This is a genomic window from Ramlibacter sp. AN1015 (assembly GCF_037726105.1).
Classification (GTDB): domain Bacteria; phylum Pseudomonadota; class Gammaproteobacteria; order Burkholderiales; family Burkholderiaceae_C; genus Ramlibacter.
In genome coordinates, this window is the sequence record NZ_JBBJUM010000019.1 from 14052 (window position 1) to 26762 (window position 12711).

Genomic DNA, 12711 nt, shown 5'->3' on the forward strand with positions numbered 1-12711 from the left:
AGCCACCCCCGCGTGGTCGAGCCACGCCCAAGGAGCCGCCATGACTTTCCACCAGACCGTCGCAGAACCTGCACGTGCCGCCGCCGCCCCCCGCGCCGACGGTCCCGAGCCGATATCGCTGGAGACGCTCGCCGCGCTCGAGCAGCTCTTCGCGCGCGTGCTCGATGAGCTCCACCGCACGCGGGCCCACGGGCAGGCGGCCGAGGCGGGCGCCATCGAGTACGCCTCGTGGCTGCCGCCGCGACACTGAAGGCGCGCCGGTGCCTCTGGTGTGCGCGCTGTCGCCGCGACGTGCGTGGGATCCGTGGCCAGGTACATCGAAGGACGTAGCGGGACGGGGAAGGCGCGGGGCGATGGTGATCCTGGGCGACATCGACCGGGAGAGCATCCGTGCGCCAGGGGTTCCCCCGCAGCCGGGCGCACGGTATACCTGCAGTTCCCACGGCTATCCAGGAAGCGAGCGCACCCATGGTCACCAACCCGCACACCGGAACCAGCGTCCACGAGATCGCCGACGGCATCTACCGCATCCACACGCCGATCGACTTTCCCGACGGCAGCGGCTTCAGCTTCAACCAGTACCTGCTGGTGGACGACGAGCCGCTGCTGTTCCACACGGGCTTGCGCCAGATGTTCGCGCCGATATGCGAGGCGGTGGCCGCGGTCATGCCGGTGGAGCGGCTGCGCTATGTCGGCCTGTCGCACGTCGAAGCGGACGAGTGCGGATCGCTCAACGACTGGCTGGCGGTTGCGCCTCAGGCGCAGCCGCTGTGCGGGCAGGTCGCCGCCATGGTGTCCATCGGCGACATGGCCCAGCGCCCGCCGCGGCCGCTCGCCGACGGCGAGATGATCACGCTCGGACGGCACACCGTGCAGTGGCATGACACGCCGCACGTGCCGCACGGCTGGGAGTGCGGCTTGCTGATGGACCTCACCAGCGGCACCTTCTTCTGCGGCGACCTGTTCACGCAGCCGGGCCACGGCGAGCAGGCGCTCACCGAGGGCGACATCCTCGGGCCGAGCGAAGGCTTCCGACAAGCCATGGACTACTACGCGCATGCGCCGCACACGGCCGCCGTGATGGAGCGCCTGGCGGCGCTGCAGCCGCGCACGCTGGCCTGCATGCACGGCAGCGCCTGGCGGGGCGACGGTGCTGCGCTGCTGCGGCAGCTGGGGCAGGCACTGGCATCGCCGCGCTGAGCGGCGGAAAGATCCGGCGCCCGACCGGCGGAAAGATCCGGGGCACGACGCTTCGGCGCCTGCTACCTCACGGTGTGACAGACGTGCTGCCGCAGTAGCCCAGCCCTCCACCCCGCTGTCGCGCGATCCCCAAGCGCGCGGCATCATGGAGCCCTCGATACCCGGCAACTTCCACGCACGCACCATGACCGATACGACCAGCACCGACGCCTTCGCCTACCAGAGCGGCTTCGGCAACCAGTTCTCCAGCGAAGCGCATCCGGGCGCCCTGCCGCTGGGCCGCAACTCCCCGCAACGCGCGCCGCACGGGCTGTATGCCGAGCTGCTCTCGGGCGCAGCATTCACCGCGCCGCGCCACCGCAACCTGCGCACCTGGATGTACCGCGTGCGGCCGTCCGCCGCGCATGGCCGCTTCGAGCCGCTGGCCGTCGAGCGCTGGAAGACCGGCCCCTTCCACGACGCGCCCACGCCGGCCAACCGCCTGCGCTGGGACCCGTGGCCCATGCCCGAGGCGCCCACCGACTTCATCGATTCGGTGGTCACGGTGGCCGGCAACGGCGACGCCCACGCCCAGGTCGGCGTCGCGGCCGGCGTCTACTGCGCCAACCGTTCCATGACCGGCCGCTACTTCGTCAATTCGGACGCCGAAATGCTGCTCGTGCCGCAGGCCGGTGCCCTGCTGATGCACACCGAGGTCGGGCGGCTGCACGTGCGGCCGGGCGAGATCGTCGTGGTGCCGCGCGGCATGCGCGTGCGCGTCGAGCTGCCCGACGGCACCGCGCGCGGCTATCTCTGCGAGAACTACGGCGCGCCGTTCGTGCTGCCCGAACTCGGCCCCATCGGCTCCAACGGGCTGGCCAACGCGCGGGACTTCCTGGCGCCGGTCGCCGCCTACGAGCAGCCCACCGGTCCGGTTCAACTGGTCAACAAGTTCCTCGGCGGGTTCTGGTCGGGCGAGCTGGCCGGAACGCCGCTGGACGTGGTGGCCTGGCACGGCAACCTGGTCGCGTACAAGTACGAGCTCGCGCGCTTCATGGCGATCGGGACGGTCTCCTTCGACCATCCGGACCCATCGATCAACACCGTGCTCACCTCGGCGTCCGACACGCCCGGCGTGGCCAACTGCGACTTCGTGATCTTCCCGCCGCGCTGGCTGGTGGCCGAAGACACGTTCCGCCCGCCCTGGTTCCACCGCAACATCATGAGCGAGTTCATGGGCCTGGTGCAGGGCGTGTACGACGCCAAGGCCGAGGGCTTCGTGCCGGGCGGGGTCAGCCTGCACAACGCGATGCTGGCGCACGGTCCCGACGCAGCGACCTTCGAGAAGGCCAGCAGCGCGCCGCTGCAGCCGCACAAGCTGGAGAGCACCCTCGCGTTCATGTTCGAGAGCCGGCACATCTTCCGGCCAACGGCGCAGGCCCTCGGCGCCGGCAACCTGCAGCCGCGCTACGACGAGGTGTGGGCCGGCTTCAACGCGCCTTTCGCAGGCTGAGCTACGCAGGGCGGCGCGGCCGCCTGCGGATGGCCCTTGGCGGCGTGCTAAAGCATCGGGCGAGCCGCGCGCAGCTGCGTCCTATGTCGGCGCACGCACGCTGCTGCACCGCGGACGGGGGCACCTGCCCGCCTGTGCGGCGCGCGCCCGCCGCTCCGTATGGCGGCTCAGATTTCCGCGCGGCTGCCGGCCTGCCACCCGCCGCGTTTGTGTGCGCGCAGCCGCTGCTCCACCCCACGGCACGCGGCCTGCAACTGACGGGCGATCTCGCGCATGCGGCGCGCCGGAAGCCGCTGCGCCATGGCCGCGACGCTGAGCGCGCCGACCGCCTGGCCCAGCGGGTCGCGGAACGCAACGCCCACCGCGCTGACCCCGAGATTCACCGTGCCGCGGACCACTGCGGCGCCGAACTGCTGTGCCTCCTCGCAGGCGCGCTCCAGCGCCGCTGTATCGAGCCCTGCGAACTGCGGCAGCAGCGGTGATACGCGCTCGATGATCTCCTGGCGCTCGTCGGTGTCGATCGCAGCGAGCACTGCGAGCCCGCCGGCACCGACGCCCAGGGGCCTGCGGCTGCCGACTTCGAGCACCAGCGTGCGGATCGGAAAGCTTCCTTCGACGCGATCGACACAGACCGCGTCGAAGCCGCTGCGCGCGACCAGGTACACGGTGTCGGCGGTGGACGCTGCGAGGGTGGCCATGTCGTGGCGGCAGAGGTCGCGGATGTCGAACATCGTGGATCCCGCCAGGCCGAGCTCGAAGGTGAGCGGCCCGAGCCGGTAGCGGCGCGACTGCGGATGGTGCTCCACCAGGCGCTCGGCCGTGAGCTGCTTGAGCACCCGGTGCGCCGAGGGGTGGGGCAGGGCGCTGCGCGCGGCGATCTCGGTGAGGGCCAATCCGCGCGAGCCGGCCGTAGCAAGCAAGCGCAGCAGCAGCACGCCCCGGGTCAGCGAGCCGGCGTCGGGCGATGAAGTCATGTTCGATAGTCGGACAAGCGGCTTGGATGTGCGGCCGCCACGGCGAACAATGGGCTCGGCGGCGTGGCGAGCGCGCACCGGCATTCTCCGCAGTCGGGCGGGAAGGGTCCAGCGCGATGCGACGGTCGCATGCAAGGAGTTCGTTTGGTGGACAGTTTTCAATTGCGCGGAAAGCGCGCGGTGGTGACCGGCGGCAGCAGCGGCATCGGCGCGGCATGCGTTCGGGCGCTCGCCGCCCAGGGCGCGCAGGTCGCCATCGGCTACCACCTCGGTGCCGAGCGGGCGCAGCAGCTGCTGCAGGAGTTGCCCGGTTCGGGGCACGTGGCCCTGTGCATCCCGCTGGAGGACACGGGCGCCCACACGCGCGTCGCCCAGGAGCTGGGCGCGACCTGGAAGGGCCTGGACATCCTGGTGAATTCGGCCGGCTATACGCGGCGCATCCCCCATGGCGACCTGGACACCCTGACCCCCGAGCTGTTCAACGCGCTGCTGCTGGCCAATGCCGGTGGGCCGTACTCGATCACCCGCGCCTTGCTGCCGCTGCTGCAGCAGGGCGCGGACAGCGTGGTGGTGCAGGTCTCCTCGGTCTCGGCTTTCACCGGCGCGGGAAGCAACATCGCCTACTGCGCGGCCAAGGCGGCCCTGGACACCATGACGACTTCGCTGGCGCGGGTGTTCGGTCCACAGGTGCGCTTCCTGTCGGTGTCGCCGGCGGCGGTGGACACCGGATTCGTCGAGGGCCGCAGCCGCAGCGAACTCGAGAAGAAAGCCACCCAGACGCCGCTGGGCCGCGTGGTCACGCCCGAAGACGTGGCCGCGGCCGTGCTCGCCTGCGCCACGCTGCTGAAGACCGCCACCGGCACGCGCATCGTGATCGATGGGGGGCACACGCTGTGATGCGGCGCGCACTGCGCACGACCGTTTTCGTGGTGCCCGGCCCGGAGGCCTGCCCGTGAACGGCGCACCGATGCTGGTCGAGGAGCGCACCTACACCACCCACCCGGGCAAGTGGCGCGAATACCTGGCGCTGTTCGAGGCCGAGGGCCTGCCGGTGCAGCGGCGCATCCTCGGGCGCATGGTGGCCTACTACCACACCGACATCGGCGAGCTCAACCAGATCGTGCATCTGTGGGCCTACAAGGATCTGAACGAGCGTGCCGAGCGCCGCGCCGCGCTCATGGCCGACCCCGTGTTCCAGGCCTATGTGGAACGCATGATGCCGCTGCTGCAGCGGCAGGAATCGCGCATCCTGCGGCCCGCGCGTTTCTTCACACCCGTATGGCAGGAGAGCCCGTGAAGTGGCGGGGCACCTGCGCATCGATCGACGACAACCGCGAACCACCAAGGAGACTCCAGTGAACTACAGCTTCAAGCGCAGGACATTCGTCGCCGGCCTCGCCGCCGCGGCCGCCGTCCCGGGGGCCTGGTCGCAGCCCGCCTGGCCCAGCCGTCCCATCCAGCTGGTGCATGGTTTCGGCGCCGGCGGCAATGCGGACGTCATCGCGCGGCTGGTGGCCCAGCACCTGGGCGAGCAGCTCGGGCAGTCGGTGGTCGTGGACATCAAGTCGGGGGCGGGCGGCATGCTGGCCAGCAGCCACGTCGCCAAGAGCGCACCCGACGGCCACACGCTGGTGCTGCTGACGGGGGCGCACACCGCCTCGGCCGCGATGCGCGCTTCGCTGCCGTACGACCCGGTGAAGGACTTCTCCTTCATCTCCACCGTGACTGCCTTCCCGTTCGCGGTCTGCGTGCGGGCCGAGCACCCGGCCAAGACTCTGGCCGATTTGATCAAGATCGCCCGCACCGGCAGCGACAAGGTGAGCTTCACGTCGGTGGGCGTCGGCTCGACGCAGCACCTCACCGGCGAGCTGCTCGGCGGCGCCGCCGGCGTGCAGCTGCTGCACGTTCCCTACCGCGGCGGCGGCGCGCCGGTGCAGTCGGTGCTGGCCGGCGAGGTCGATCTGCTGTGCGACACCCTGACCGTGTCGCTGCCGCACATCCAGTCGGGGCGGCTGCGCGCGCTGGCGGTGACCAGCGCCACGCCGTGGCCGTCCCTGCCGAATGTGCCACCGGCGGCGGTGACACTGCCCGGATTCGAGGTGAAGTCGTGGCTGGGCGTGGCCGGCCCGGCCGGGCTGCCGCCCGAAATCGTCCAGCGGCTGCATGCGGAACTGGGCACGCTGCTGCAGAATCCGCAGGTGCAGCGGACGGTTGCGAACGCAGGCAGCGCCACGGCACACATCACGCCGCAGGCCATGCGCGACATGGTCCAAAGCGACATCGCCCGCTGGCGCGACGTGATCGCGCGACGCGGCATCCAGATACAGAGTTGAAGCTGAAGGAAACCATGGAATCGAGGAACAAGCGCATCGTCGGCCTGTGCGGCAGCCTGCGGGCCGGCTCGTACAACGCAATGGCCATGCGCCTGGCGGCGCAGTCGCTGCCGCAAGGCGCCGAGTTCGAGGCGCTCGACTGGCGCGCAGTGCCGCCGTTCGACGCCGACGTGCTCGCGCGGGGCATGCCCCAGGAGGTGACGGCGATTCGCGAACGCGTGCGCCAGGCGGACGGCGTGGTCATCGTCACGCCCGAGTACAACTACTCGATTCCCGGCATGCTGAAGAACCTGATCGACTGGCTCTCGCGCGGCGACGACCAGCCCTTCGCCGGCAAGCCGGTCGCCATTCTCTCGGCGACCACCGGGCCGCTCGGCGGCGCACGCGTGCAGTACGACCTGCGCAAGGTGATGCTGTTCGTCAACGCCATGGTCCTGGTCAAGCCCGAGGTCTTCATCGGGCAGGCGCAGACCAAGTTCGACGCCGACGGCCGGTGTACCGACGAGGCCACCGGCAAGTTCGTCGCGGCGCAGATGCAGGCTTTCTCGGACTGGATCGACCGCGTCGCGCGCATGCGCGGCTGAGATGGCGGCGCCGCAGGTGCCTGCGGTCCGCACGGCCGCAGGCCTGACGTGATGCACGAGACACGCACCATGCAGATCGGATCGCCCATCCCTGTCCTGCGCATCTTCGACGAGGCGAAGGCGCGGGAGTTCTACCTCGATTTCCTCGGCTTCGCGCTCGACTGGGAGCACCGGTTCGAGCCGGCCCTGCCGCTGTACCTGCAGGTCTCGCGCGGTGCGTGCACGCTGCACCTGTCCGAACACCACGGCGACGCCACGCCCGGGTCGGCACTGCGCATCCCCGTCGCGCGCCTGGACGCCCTGCACGCGGAACTCAGCGCGCGCGACTACGCCTATGCGCGGCCCGGCGTCGAGCGACAGCCCTGGGGCCGCGACATGACCGTGACCGACCCGTTCGGGAACCGGTTGCTGTTCTGGGAGCTGCCCACGGAGCCGCCAGCAGGAGCGGGCGACGCGCCGCCGGCCTGAACGGGCGGGCTGTGCTCAGGCGGGCGAGCTTGCAGGCATGCGCAGGGTGACGGTGGTGCCGGCGCCTTCGACGGACGCGACTTCCACCGATCCGCGCGCATCCTGCATGACCCGCTGGCAGAACATCAGTCCCATGCCGCTGCCGCCGCTGGATGCGCGGGTCGTCACCGGCTCGCGGGTGAGGCGCGCCAGGATGTCGGCCGCAATGCCGGGGCCGTTGTCCGTGATGCGGATCCAGCCCTGCGCCGCCTCGGCCGCGGACACAGTGCAGCCGACCTCCAGGCGCAGCAGCGGCGCATCGTGGCCGCGCAGCGCCTGCAGGGCGTTCTTGACCAGCGTGCAGACCACGACGTAGACCAGGTCGCGCCGGCCGGGTAGGCGGAAGTCCTGCAGCACCCGCACCTGCACGGCGGCGCGCTCGTCGGCCTCGAAGGGGTACTCGGCCATGAGCGCCGCCAGCAGCCCCGAGGCGCTGAAGCTCTGCGGGGCGGCGTCCGGGAAGGCGTCGCGGGCAGATTGCACGAAGGTCGCCACGAGCGACTGGCAGTACTGGGCCCGCCGCTCGATGCGTTGCAGCGACGCCAGGATGTCTCCGGCACGGTCGTCGAACTGCGCCACGCCGGGGGCGGACGGGTCGCACCGGCGCTCGAGCACCGCCGTGATGCTGCCGCGGATCGTGGCCAGGGGCGTGTTCAGCTCGTGGGCCAAAAAGCCGAGGGTCTCCCGCACCGCCACCGCGCGGCTCTCGTTCTGCGCGCGCTGCAGGGCGCTCATGCGGTAGGCCTCGAGGGCTTCGCGCAGGGTCTCGCGCGTGGGCTCGTCTTCCAGCGGCTTTTCCAGGATGCGCAGCACCCGGCCCTGGTTCACGGCGGCGATCGCGACGTCTTTTTCCGCATAGGCGGTGGCGAGCAGGCGCACCAGGTGGCGCCACTGGGTCTGGATCCGCGTGAGCAGCTGCAGGCCGTCCTGCTCCGGCATGCGGTAGTCCGTGAAGACCACGGCGAACTCGTGGCCGCGCTCTGCGAGCACCTGCAGCGCCTCGTCGGCGCTGGCGGCGGTGGCGACCTGGAATTCCTTGCCGAAGGAGCGGACGAACCACTTGCGTGAGATCGCCTCGTCATCGACGAAGAGGATGCCGCGGGCTTCAACCAGCATCGACGTCGATGTCCGTGCCGCCCGTGCCCGAAGCCGCCGGCGCCTTGGCAAACTCGCGCAGGGCCGCTTCGCTGCGCGATGCCAGGGTGCGCAGCTGCGCGAGCCAGTCTGCGGTGGCGGGCCAGCGCTGCTCCTCGCGCACCGACACGTAGATGCGGCGCACGGCCTGGTGCAGGGCCTGTGCCGCCGCCTCGCCGCTCAGGCCCAGCAGCGAATGCAGCAGCTCCTGCGCCTTCGGCAGTGCCCGCTGCTCGATGGCGGTGCCGAGGGCGTCCAGCAGGCGGTGTATCTCGGGGAAGTATTCGGTGACCAGGTCGTCCAGCAGCCCCAGCCGTCGATAGCTTTCCAGCCGCTGTGCGTTGAGCAGCGACTCGCCCTGCGGTTCGGCGTCGGTCACGCCGGGCGCCGTGCGCTCGCCTGCGAGCATGCGCGACAACGTGGAGCACAGGATCTCGGGCGGCACCGGCTTGACCAGGAACGCGTTCATGCCGGCTGCGCGGGCCGCCTTGCGAGCGGCATCGCCCGATTCGGCCGTGAGCGCCACCACTGGAACGCTGGCCCACGCCTTGGCGCTGTCCCGGATGCGGCGTACGGTCTGCAGTCCGCCGAGGCCCGGCATATGCAGGTCCAGCAACACGACATCGATGGCCTCGCCCGCGTCCAGCTGGCTCAGCACGTCGGCGCCGTGTTCGGCTTCCTGCACCACTGCCCCGGCATCGACCAGGAAGGCCGCCATCGCTCGCCGGTTCAGCGGGTTGTCGTCGGCCAGCAATACCCGCCGACCTTCCAGCACCCGCTTGCTCGTACTGGAGGGCCGGGAGAGCGCGCCGGCCAGGGCCCGCGCCAGCGTGGCTTCGGAGCTGGGCTTGGCGACGAAACCGTCGAGCCCGGCCCGGCGCGCCTTGAGCCGCGCCGCCTGCTCGGGTTCGCTGCTGTGCGCCACCAGCCGAACGTCCGTGTTGAGCGGCACCTTGCCGCCACGGATGTGTCCGGCCAGCTGCCAGCCGTCCAGCACCGGCATGCGCAGGTCCATCAGCACCAGGTCGTAGCGTTCGTAGGCCAGCATTTCCAGTGCGCGCCGCCCTTCGCCCGCCTCATCGACTTCCAGGTCCATGCGGCGCAGCTTGTGGCGCGTGGCGAGCCGCTGCGCCGAATCGTCGTCCACCAGCAGCAGCCGCCGGCCGGCGAGCACCGCCCGTGCCTGCGCCAGCACGGCGGCCAGGTGCTCCTCCTGTTCGGCCAGCGGGATGGTGGGAAAGCGCATGGTGAACTCGGTGTACTCGCCCAGGCGCGAGTCACAGCCGATGTCGCCGCCGAAGCTGCGCATGACCCGGCGGCAGTAGCGCAGGCCCAGTCCCGTGCCGCCGGCCTTGCCGAGCGAGCGGAAAGGCTCGAACAGCTCGGGCAGCCGCTCGGGGGCGATGCCGGGGCCGGTGTCGCGCACCCGCACCGCGTGCGCACCCACGGTGATGTTGATGCGAAGCTCGGGTGAGGCCGGAATGAAATACAGGGCGTTCTTCAGCAGGTTGAACAGGACGTACAGGAAGGCGGTCTCGTCGCCGCGGAAGCGGAAGTCCTCCAGGATCTGCACCTCGACACGGTCGCGCTGGCCCGGGTCTTCGTAGCCGTAGTCGTCCACGGCCTTGCGCACGACCTCGGCGGCCGACAGCTGGGCGAAGTTCGAGTCGTCCACCGGCTTCTCGTCGTTCACCTGGTCCAGCGTCATGGAGATCACCTGCAGGCCGCGCTCGATGGCCTGCTGCCCCTGGGCCACGTGCCGGTAGAGGCCGTCGAGCTCGGCCGGTCCCAGGCGGGAGGCACCCCAGGCGCCCGGCGCAGGCAGCAGGCGCTGCACGGCGTCCAGGCTGTGCTGCACCTGGCCCAGCGGATGGCGCATCTCGTGGGCGATCGAGCCGGCAACCGCTGCGTAGGCGTCCCGCACCTTGGTGGCAGTGGCCCGCTCGAGTGCGAGCTTGAAGAAGGTGCCGCCCACGAGCACCAGCAGCAGGATGGGAAGTCGGGCCACATAGTCGGCGGGAACGGTGGCCGCCGGATCGGTGCCCCAGTAGGCGAGCACGGCCGCTCCGAAGCCCATCGACAGCATGGCGACCATGTTGCGCCAGTCGGTCATCAGGATCACGAAGAACGACGCCATCAAGGTGTTGGCGACCGCCACCGTGCCGCCGCCGTTCTTCAGCGAGGTGAAGACGAACATGAAGGGCAGCGTGAAAACGAGCGCCGCGTAGGAGTAGACGAAGAAATACGGCCGCAACCGCTCGGGCCAGTGCGTGCGCAGCAGCAGCAGCGCGCACATGCCGGCGGCCACCAGGCGCAGCCACAGGTCGTCGTAGACCGGCGTCGATTTCGCGAATCGCAGCAGGTAGAACAGGGGGAAGCCCACGGTGCCGAGCAGGCCCGCATACCAGTGCATCACCGGCTCGCGCTGGTGGTAGTCCTCGTAGCGATCCAGGAGGCGGCGGATCGGCGTCAGCATGGCATCAGTGCGAAGTGACGGGCCGGCTGGAAAGGGCGGCGAGGACGTGCTGGGCGTGACCGTGGATCAGCGTGTAGCGCTTGTCGGTGCCGGCAAGCGGCACGTCTGCGGCGAAGCTGCTGAACGCGAACCGGCGATAGAGGCGCCCGAGCACGTGGGTGCAGGATGCGTAGAGGTTGTCCACCTGGGTGAGCGAGCAGGCGTAGTCCAGCGAGAGGGATAGGCAGCGGCGCAAGGCATCGACGTCGCTGCGGTGCGCTTCGTCAAGCACCAGGCGACCGACTTCCCAGCGGGTGCCGGGGTGGGAGGGCGCCTGCGGGCCCAGCTGGTCGAGCAGCGAATCGGTGAGGGTGAGCCCAAGGCCCATGGGAACCAGCCGGATGGTGCCGATCAGGCGGCCGGCGCGCTCGAAAGCGCCTACGAAACCCAACTCGTCTCTTTTTTTTCGAGCGCCAGGAATGCGGCGCCCGCCGCCGCGTGGGCCGACAGGTCGATGCCTTCGCGCAGCGGCAGGACGGCCTCGATCTCGCACGGGGTGGTCAGGTGCCGCAGCAGCACCGGTTCGTCGTCGGCCGCATAGGCGAGGTGGGGCGGCACCGCCCGCGCGACGGGAATGACTTTCGGGGAGGCGATGGTGTGGTTGAGCATCATGCGGCGTCCTTGCGGTGGCGGGCGGCCACCTGCTCGAGCAGCTGGCCGGTGAGGGAAAGGGTGGTGAGGGCGACCTGGGTGACCTGGGCTTGCTGTTCGGGCGTCTCGGCGAAGCGGGCGATCATGTCCTCGACCTGCTTGATGTGCTCCTCGTCGGCCTCGGCATGGGCGCCGAAGAACGTGACGTTCTTGCTGGTCAGCTGCAGGTCCTTGCAGATCTTGGCGAACGGTGCCTGAATGTGCTCGTAGATTCCCTCGGCCCAGAAGCTGTAGCCCAGTCGGGCCACAGGGCCGTAGCGCAGGGAGACGTAGTACAGGTAGCCGATCAGCGCCTCGGTCGCGGGCAGGGGAGGGCGGGTCAGGTCGGCTTCGTCGAACAGGCCGATGCTGCGCAGGTCGTGCACCACCATGCGCTCGTGGCCGAGTTCCTCGGCGGCATGCCGGTAGACGAACTTCAGCAGGGCCTCGGGCGCCGGCACGAAGGACGCGACGGCCTGGTTCATGGAGTTGTGGCGGGAGTAGTGCCACACCTGAAGCATCAGGTCTTTGTACAGGGGCCCCGTGACGGGCTGCTCCAGGACCTGGCGCCAGAAAGCGCCGGTGCGGATGTGGGCCCACTGGGCATTGACCGCTGTGCGCAGGTCGTTAAGGAAATCGTTTTTCAACAGGTACTCCGGGCGGACTCGTCAGGATGATGACACGCCACGGCAGCGGTTCACCCTGTCAGAAATGACAGGTGCTGAGCTAAGGGATGGCGCATGGATGGAACCGTCGCAGCGCAGGGGCCTTGGTCATGGCGGCCGACCGGGTTGCCCCGACTCGGCGCATCATGGCGCCCTCGATGCCGGAGGTCAGTGTGTCCGTTTCCCTGCTTGCCTGGCTGCGCGATGCAGCCGTCGTGCTCGCCGCCGTCCTGGCGATGGAAGGCATCGCCTGGCTGGCGCACCGCTATGTGATGCACGGCATCGGGTGGGGCTGGCATGCCTCGCACCATGCGCCGCGTGCCGGGCGCTTCGAGCGCAACGATCTCTACGCCATCGTGTTCGCGGCCATCGCCATCGCGCTGATCGCCGCCGGGCAGGACCCACAGCGCCGCGTGCTTGCGCTGGTCGGCCTGGGCATGACGGTCTACGGCGCCCTGTACCTGCTGGTGCACGACGGCCTGGTGCACCGGCGGCTGCCCATGGCGTGGCAGCCGCGCGGCGGTTACCTGCGCCGGCTGGTCGAGGCGCACCAACTCCACCATGCCCAGCACGGGCGCGAGGGATGCGTGTCCTTCGGCTTTCTGTGGGCGCCGCGGCCCGAGCGGCTGCGTGAGCGGCTGCGGCAGGCGCGTGCCGGCGGCCGGCGCTCCTGAGCG

General features: G+C 70.3%; 15 protein-coding genes. 9 read left to right on the plus strand and 6 right to left on the minus strand.

The features are described from left to right. The first annotated feature begins 40 nt into the window (after positions 1-40). The 3 genes from WG922_RS20835 (at position 41) to hmgA (ending at position 2692) form a co-directional block, all read left to right on the plus strand. Positions 41-250, plus strand: coding sequence for a hypothetical protein (locus tag WG922_RS20835; protein ID WP_340284945.1), 210 nt, complete (start codon positions 41-43; stop codon positions 248-250). Positions 251-468: 218 nt separating this feature from the next. Continuing rightward, complete coding sequence (locus tag WG922_RS20840; protein WP_340284946.1) at positions 469-1200, plus strand: MBL fold metallo-hydrolase; 732 nt, start codon at positions 469-471, stop codon at positions 1198-1200. A gap of 184 nt (positions 1201-1384) precedes the next feature. Then, positions 1385-2692: a homogentisate 1,2-dioxygenase gene (gene hmgA / locus WG922_RS20845; protein ID WP_340284947.1), complete on the plus strand. Its 1308-nt coding sequence runs from the start codon at positions 1385-1387 to the stop codon at positions 2690-2692. Between the two features lie 167 nt (positions 2693-2859). Here the strand turns inward: hmgA and WG922_RS20850 are convergent, their stop codons facing one another. Further along, positions 2860-3666: an IclR family transcriptional regulator gene (locus WG922_RS20850; RefSeq protein ID WP_340284948.1), complete on the minus strand. Its 807-nt coding sequence runs from the start codon at positions 3664-3666 to the stop codon at positions 2860-2862. Between the two features lie 147 nt (positions 3667-3813). Here WG922_RS20850 and WG922_RS20855 point away from each other — a divergent pair, with 147 nt between their 5' ends. The 5 genes from WG922_RS20855 (at position 3814) to WG922_RS20875 (ending at position 7051) form a co-directional block, all read left to right on the plus strand. Then, entirely contained in the window at positions 3814-4563 is a 750-nt protein-coding gene (locus WG922_RS20855) for an SDR family NAD(P)-dependent oxidoreductase (protein WP_340284949.1), read from the plus strand. Positions 4564-4618: 55 nt separating this feature from the next. Next, positions 4619-4963, plus strand: coding sequence for an NIPSNAP family protein (locus WG922_RS20860; RefSeq protein WP_340284950.1), 345 nt, complete (start codon positions 4619-4621; stop codon positions 4961-4963). A 58-nt stretch (positions 4964-5021) separates the two neighbouring features. After that, positions 5022-5999 (plus strand): tripartite tricarboxylate transporter substrate binding protein, encoded by a 978-nt coding sequence (locus tag WG922_RS20865; protein WP_340284951.1) that lies wholly within the window; start codon positions 5022-5024, stop codon positions 5997-5999. Between the two features lie 14 nt (positions 6000-6013). Continuing rightward, positions 6014-6583: an NADPH-dependent FMN reductase gene (locus WG922_RS20870; protein WP_340284952.1), complete on the plus strand. Its 570-nt coding sequence runs from the start codon at positions 6014-6016 to the stop codon at positions 6581-6583. Positions 6584-6652: 69 nt separating this feature from the next. Continuing rightward, on the plus strand, positions 6653-7051 hold the full coding sequence (locus tag WG922_RS20875) for a glyoxalase superfamily protein (protein WP_340284953.1): 399 nt from the start codon (positions 6653-6655) through the stop codon (positions 7049-7051). A gap of 15 nt (positions 7052-7066) precedes the next feature. Here WG922_RS20875 and WG922_RS20880 read toward each other — a convergent pair whose 3' ends face one another. From WG922_RS20880 to WG922_RS20900, 5 genes are read right to left on the minus strand one after another with little or no spacing between them, the layout of a single operon-like run. Next, complete coding sequence (locus WG922_RS20880) at positions 7067-8206, minus strand: hybrid sensor histidine kinase/response regulator (protein WP_340284954.1); 1140 nt, start codon at positions 8204-8206, stop codon at positions 7067-7069. Further along, complete coding sequence (locus WG922_RS20885; RefSeq protein WP_340284955.1) at positions 8196-10700, minus strand: ATP-binding response regulator; 2505 nt, start codon at positions 10698-10700, stop codon at positions 8196-8198. The genes WG922_RS20880 and WG922_RS20885 overlap by 11 nt, the downstream gene beginning before the upstream one ends. A 4-nt stretch (positions 10701-10704) precedes the next feature. Next, positions 10705-11130 (minus strand): N-acetyltransferase, encoded by a 426-nt coding sequence (locus tag WG922_RS20890; RefSeq protein ID WP_340284956.1) that lies wholly within the window; start codon positions 11128-11130, stop codon positions 10705-10707. Further along, entirely contained in the window at positions 11118-11348 is a 231-nt protein-coding gene (locus WG922_RS20895) for a hypothetical protein (RefSeq protein ID WP_340284957.1), read from the minus strand. Before WG922_RS20895 ends, WG922_RS20890 begins: the two co-directional genes overlap by 13 nt. Continuing rightward, positions 11348-12016: an iron-containing redox enzyme family protein gene (locus WG922_RS20900; RefSeq protein WP_340284958.1), complete on the minus strand. Its 669-nt coding sequence runs from the start codon at positions 12014-12016 to the stop codon at positions 11348-11350. The genes WG922_RS20895 and WG922_RS20900 overlap by 1 nt, the downstream gene beginning before the upstream one ends. 191 nt (positions 12017-12207) lie before the next feature. Between WG922_RS20900 and WG922_RS20905 the strand changes: the two genes are divergently transcribed. Then, complete coding sequence (locus tag WG922_RS20905; protein ID WP_340284959.1) at positions 12208-12708, plus strand: sterol desaturase family protein; 501 nt, start codon at positions 12208-12210, stop codon at positions 12706-12708. Positions 12709-12711: the final 3 nt, after the last annotated feature.

Bases quoted from the DNA above. Each gene is read 5' to 3' on its own strand.
- hmgA (WP_340284947.1), top strand. From the start codon at position 1,385: ATGACCGATACGACCAGCACCGACGCCTTCGCCTACCAGAGCGGCTTC.
- WG922_RS20835 (WP_340284945.1), top strand. From the start codon at position 41: ATGACTTTCCACCAGACCGTCGCAGAACCTGCACGTGCCGCCGCCGCC.
- WG922_RS20850 (WP_340284948.1), bottom strand. From the start codon at position 3,666: ATGACTTCATCGCCCGACGCCGGCTCGCTGACCCGGGGCGTGCTGCTG.
- WG922_RS20895 (WP_340284957.1), bottom strand. From the start codon at position 11,348: ATGCTCAACCACACCATCGCCTCCCCGAAAGTCATTCCCGTCGCGCGG.
- WG922_RS20875 (WP_340284953.1), top strand. From the start codon at position 6,653: ATGCAGATCGGATCGCCCATCCCTGTCCTGCGCATCTTCGACGAGGCG.
- WG922_RS20840 (WP_340284946.1), top strand. From the start codon at position 469: ATGGTCACCAACCCGCACACCGGAACCAGCGTCCACGAGATCGCCGAC.
- WG922_RS20880 (WP_340284954.1), bottom strand. From the start codon at position 8,206: ATGCTGGTTGAAGCCCGCGGCATCCTCTTCGTCGATGACGAGGCGATC.
- WG922_RS20885 (WP_340284955.1), bottom strand. From the start codon at position 10,700: ATGCTGACGCCGATCCGCCGCCTCCTGGATCGCTACGAGGACTACCAC.
- WG922_RS20870 (WP_340284952.1), top strand. From the start codon at position 6,014: ATGGAATCGAGGAACAAGCGCATCGTCGGCCTGTGCGGCAGCCTGCGG.